Annotated in this window: 4 protein-coding genes and 2 tRNA genes; 1 reads left to right on the top strand and 5 read right to left on the bottom strand. The window is 70.1% G+C overall.

Features of this window, described 5'->3' with window-relative positions; genetic code table 11:
* The coding region (locus D471_RS34820; RefSeq protein WP_017599758.1) for an alpha/beta fold hydrolase at nucleotides 1-1,503 on the top strand (1,503 nt) is incomplete at its 5' end.
* A gap of 65 nt (nucleotides 1,504-1,568) precedes the next feature.
* Here the strand turns inward: D471_RS34820 and D471_RS0117140 are convergent.
* From D471_RS0117140 to D471_RS0117160, 5 genes are all read right to left on the bottom strand, one after another.
* Nucleotides 1,569-2,168, bottom strand: a complete 600-nt coding sequence (locus D471_RS0117140; RefSeq protein ID WP_026127810.1) for a septum formation family protein — start codon at nucleotides 2,166-2,168, stop codon at nucleotides 1,569-1,571.
* Between the two features lie 203 nt (nucleotides 2,169-2,371).
* On the bottom strand, nucleotides 2,372-2,854 hold the full coding sequence (locus tag D471_RS0117145) for a hypothetical protein (RefSeq protein ID WP_017599760.1): 483 nt from the start codon (nucleotides 2,852-2,854) through the stop codon (nucleotides 2,372-2,374).
* A 413-nt stretch (nucleotides 2,855-3,267) separates the two neighbouring features.
* A tRNA-Lys gene (locus tag D471_RS0117150) sits at nucleotides 3,268-3,340 on the bottom strand.
* Between the two features lie 180 nt (nucleotides 3,341-3,520).
* Nucleotides 3,521-3,593: transfer RNA gene (locus tag D471_RS0117155), tRNA-Lys, on the bottom strand.
* Between the two features lie 158 nt (nucleotides 3,594-3,751).
* Nucleotides 3,752-3,937: a hypothetical protein gene (locus D471_RS0117160; protein WP_017599761.1), complete on the bottom strand. Its 186-nt coding sequence runs from the start codon at nucleotides 3,935-3,937 to the stop codon at nucleotides 3,752-3,754.
* Nucleotides 3,938-4,272: the final 335 nt, after the last annotated feature.

Genomic DNA, 4,272 nt, shown 5'->3' on the forward strand with positions numbered 1-4,272 from the left:
GTGTGGGCGCCGTGCGAGGAGCCGATCCTCGCCGGGCTGGAGTGCGCCGACGTCCAGGCGCCCCTGGACTACGCGAACCCCGACGGCGAGCGCGTCACGATCGCGATCAGCCGCGAACGCGCCGCCGACCCCGAACGGCGTCGCGGGATCCTGCTCACCAACCCGGGAGGCCCCGGCGGCACGGGCCGCACCCTCCCCCTGGCCGACGACCCCGAACGCGGCATCTACTACGGACTCGGCGACGAACGGGTCGCCGAGGTCTACGACGTCATCGGCATGGACCCGCGCGGCAGCGGCGCCTCCACCCCCAGGATGGAGTGCGAGGTGTCCCAGACAGCGATCGTCCCGCGCCCCGACGACGCGGACTTCTCCCGGATCACGCGCGAGGCGATCGCCGCCGAACGCGCCTGCCAGCAGGCCGACGGCGCCACACGTCCGTACATGACCACCGCCAACACCGCGCGGGACATGGACGTCATCCGCGCCGCCCTGGGCGAGGAGAGGCTCAACTACTTCGGCGTCTCCTACGGCACCTACCTGGGGGCGGTGTACGGCAGCCTGTTCCCCGACCGGTTGGACCGCAGCGTCCTGGACTCCTCGGTGCACCCTGACGGGATCTGGCGCGACGTGTTCACGCGGATGGCCCCGGCCTACACCGCCAACGTCGAGCGCTACACACCCTGGATCGCCGAACGCGACGACGTCTACGGCATGGGTTCGACGCCCGAGGAGGTCGTGGCGACCTTCGAGGAGACGTCGCGGCGGCTCCGGGAGAACCCCCGCGACGACGTCCCCGGGCTCCCTCCGGGGGAGACGTTCGGCACCGCCGACTTCGACTTCGCGGTCGGCTACTACGCCCGGTTCCAGAGCGAGTGGGACGTGTCCGCCTCCGTTCTCTGGTACCTCGTCCACGACGAGCCCTTCCCGCCGTCCGCGGGGGCGGCGGCCGCGGAGGAGCCGGAGTACGAGTCGTTCAACGCGGGCCTGCTCATCGCGGTGCAGTGCGAGGCCGAGTGGCCCGACCGGATCTCCGGGTACTACCGGGACATGCGGGAGGTCCGCGAGGAGCACCCCTTCGGCCTGGGCGCCTACCAACACCAACCGCAGCCGTGCACCTTCGCCTCCTACGACCCGGTCGAGCCCCTGGTCGACCTCGAGCGCGACGGCCACCCGGCCGGGCTGGTCATCGCCGGTGAGTTCGACGCCAACACCGCCTACGACGGCGGCCCGGCGATGGCCGAGCGGCTCGACAACCCCCTGATCACCGTCGCCGACGACGGCGGGCACGGCTTCTACTCGATGCCCGGGATGTCCTGCGTGACCGACGCCGTCGACGCCTACCTGGTGGACGGGGCCGCTCCCGAGGAGGCCACCTGTCCGGGCCTCCCGCGCCCGTCCGACGCGCTCCGGAACCCGGCGGAGACCGCCGGGGTCGGCGAGGCGCTGGCCGGGGTGCGGCAGGCCATGACGGACGCCTACGCGCTGTCGGCCGTCCGGCGGTAGGGAATACCCTCCCTCGACGCGGCCCGTCCCGGAACCACCGGGACGGGCCGTTCACGCGGTCGGGGTCAGCGGCGGGCGCCTTCCAGGCTGCCGGCCACCTGGTCTCCGTTCCTCTCGTGGACCAGGCAGAGGATCTCGCGGTCGTCGTCCTCGTTCCAGCCGTCCTCGGTGGGGAAGAGCGACCTGTGCGCCAGTTCGGACCGCGTCGGCTCGACACCGACGAAGTCCTCGAACTCCTCCCCGCACCGCTCGGAGGTCATCGAGATGACCTCCTCCTCCCCGGGGTACTCATCGCCGTCGAGGTCACCCGCGTAGTAGATCTCGTAGAGGTGCGGTTCGTCGCAGTGGACGACCGGCACCTGGGAGATCCCCTCGCGGCCCTCGAACTCCGCGACGCAGTCGCCCTCCTCCAGCGCGAAGACGCTGACGTACTCCGGGCCGGGGGACTCGGTGGGCTCGGGCGTGTGGGTTGGCTCAGGGGGCGGGGTCGGACGCGGCTCCGGGCTGGAGGTCTCGGTGGGCTCCGGTTCGAGGGTCCGGCCGTCGCTCAGGGCGGGGGGAAGCAGGGGGACGGCGCCGCACGCCGACAGCGCCAGGGCGGCGCCGACGGCCAGGAGGCCCAGGGCGGTTCGGCCGGGTATCGGACGGCGCGTATCGAACACCACGGTCACTCCACGGGGTCGTCGTACTCGCACCGACGGAAGGCCGGTGACACCCGTACAGACGCACGGAAGGGGAGGAACGTTCGGCATGTCACCGAATCGATAGGTGCCGGGAGTATCGGCCCCCGAGCCGTCGGAGGGCCGCCGGTGACAACGAGGGGCGGGGCCCGTGTGGACCCCGCCCCGGCACGGCGCTTCGCCGTCGGCTAGCGGTTGGCGCCCTCGAGGGTGCCGGTGACCATTTCCTCGGTGAACACGTAGCAGATGATCTCCCGGTCGTCGAAGTTCTCCCAGCCGGTGGCGTCCGGGAAGAGCGCACCGGCGTAGATCTCGGACTCGGTGTAGGGGACACCGACGAAATCGGTGAAGTTGTCGCCGTAGCACACGTCCTCGACCGCCGCGTCGACAGCAGCCTCACCCGGGAAGTCACCCTCCGCCATGTCCTCCGCGTAGAAGAACTCGGAGTCGTGCGGCTCGGCGCAGTCGACCAGCGGCACGTCGGAGACCTTCTCGCTTCCGAAGGCGGCGTTCAGCTCCTCCTCGACGAAGCAGTCACCGACGTTGAGCTCGAAGACGTTGCCGCCGCCGATCACGGAGAGCAGGGCGCCGCAGCCGCTGAGTCCGAGCACGGCGCCGACGGCCGTCGCGGACACCAGGGTGGTGCGGATAGCGGGGGAGACGGAAGACATGAGGGTACTCCGGGTGTGTTCAGGGGTGATCTCGCGCGGGGGGCGCGAGTCGCAAGAGTTCCCCACCGGGCGGGGAATGTCAATTCGAAATAAAGAAAACGACGAATAGCGAATGGATGACTACCACCAGTGATACTTGCAGGCCCTGGCGGAGAGATTTCCTCGCCCAAGGGGTATGGGAACAATAAACCAGGCCTGTGACAGAACGCGGATCCGGGGCTCGGCCGGAGTGGCCGGGGCGCGGAACACCATTCGCCGCGAGTGGGGAAACCGTTGAGCCGTGGGCCCTTCCGGGGTTCGACGGTGGTTCGGCACACCGCCGGAGAAGACCCGGCGGGGCGAGGGGTGGCCGTGGGCGGAATCACACCCCGCACAACACGAAGGCCCTGGTCGATCGACCAGGGCCTTGTCTGTGCGTCGTCAGGGACTCGAACCCCGGACCCGCTGATTAAGAGTCAGCTGCTCTGCCAACTGAGCTAACGACGCTCGTCGTCTCGGGGGCCTTCGGCCCGCCGCGGCAACGGATTCAACTCTACCGGATCTCCGGACCGCCCCGAACCGGCGGCGGCTCCGTGTGGGGCACGCCACCAGGGTGAACGCGGGCGGAGGAGAAGACGAACGGTCCCGGTCGGGAGGCGTGACCTCCCGACCGGGACCGTTCCGGTGTGCGTCATCAGGGACTCGAACCCCGGACCCGCTGATTAAGAGTCAGCTGCTCTGCCAACTGAGCTAATGACGCTCGTCGTGTTCCAGGGCGGCCGGTGGGCCGTCCTCCCTGGCGACAACGACAACCTTAGCAGGACCTCGGGGCGGCCGCGAACCGATGGAACGGCCACTCAGGACGCCCCTGACCCGTGCTCGGGGCCGAGGCGAGGCGACGGCCCGGAACAAGGGGGCCTAGGTGAGAGCGAGGAAGACGATGACGGCCACGGCGATGACGAGGACCACACCGACACCGGCCAGGACGAGCGGAACGATCGGTCGGCGCGCGGGCTCGTCGGTCACGGGATTCTCATCGACGAAACGGCGGAAGTGCTGTGTGTTCCCCGCCGGGTCGACGTTGGGATCATTGTTCTGTGTCATGTGATCGACACTAGCGACTCACGCGGCCCGTGAGGACCCCCGAGAACGGATCGAACCGAGATCACAACCGCCCCTTGGGTTTCTCACGACCCACCGAGATCCTCTTCTCCCGCGTGGCCGGCGAAACTCACCCAGGCGAAAGCGGCGCGTAAGACCGGGGCTCGAGACTCGTGTCCGGTGGGCCGGGTCCGGCCGGTACTTCCCCGCGGCCGAGGCGGCCCTCCTCGGGCCCGGCGCGCAACACCGCGGCCATCCGAGCCGTGGGTGTCCCACCGCGCGCCGGGTCCACCCCCTCCACCGCCCGCACCAGGTCGTCCACCGACCGGCTCCGGCGG

The organism is Nocardiopsis lucentensis DSM 44048, assembly GCF_000341125.1.
In the GTDB taxonomy this organism is placed as follows: Bacteria; Actinomycetota; Actinomycetes; order Streptosporangiales; family Streptosporangiaceae; genus Nocardiopsis; species Nocardiopsis lucentensis.